The organism is Staphylococcus sp. HMSC061G12 (genome assembly GCF_001838465.1).
Lineage (GTDB): Bacteria > Bacillota > Bacilli > Staphylococcales > Staphylococcaceae > Staphylococcus > Staphylococcus simulans.
In genome coordinates, this window is the sequence record NZ_KV837152.1 from 30,038 (window position 1) to 30,588 (window position 551).

The 551-nt window shown below is 35.6% G+C and carries 1 protein-coding gene; it reads left to right on the forward strand.

What is annotated here, in order from left to right:
• The coding region (locus tag HMPREF2937_RS13795) for a hypothetical protein (protein WP_218970113.1) at positions 1-551 on the forward strand (551 nt) is incomplete at both ends.

Consider the following 551-nt stretch of genomic DNA (forward strand, 5'->3'; position numbering starts at 1 on the left):
TGAATACAACAGCAGAATTGCTAAAGCAGCTACTAATGAAGTAGAAGCAATCGTTAATGAAGCACAAGCTGAAGATACTCATGCTGCTACTGCTAAAAAAGAAATTACAGCAGCTAAAAATGCTCACGAAGCAGAAATCGCTCAAGCACAAGCTGAAGATACTCATGCTGCTACTGCTAAAAAAGAAATTACAGCAGCTAAAAATGCTCACGAAGCAGAAATCGCTCAAGCACAAGCTGTTGCTAAACAAAAAATTGAAACAGCTCAAAAAGCTCATGCTCAAAGAATTGCTAATGCTCAAGCTGAAGTTAATAGATTGAAAAACGTTTCTAAAAATACTAAAGCTGAATACAACGAAAAAATTTCACGAGCAGCTACTGATGAGATTCCAGCATTAGTTAAAGAAGTTAAAGCTCTAGATGCTGCTAAACAACCTGCTATTGCTAAAAAAGAAATTGCCGCTGCTCAAAAAGCACATGCTGAACAAATTAAAGAATCTCAAGCTTTAGTTAACAAATTAGAAAACCTTTCTAAAGAAGCTAAAGATGAAT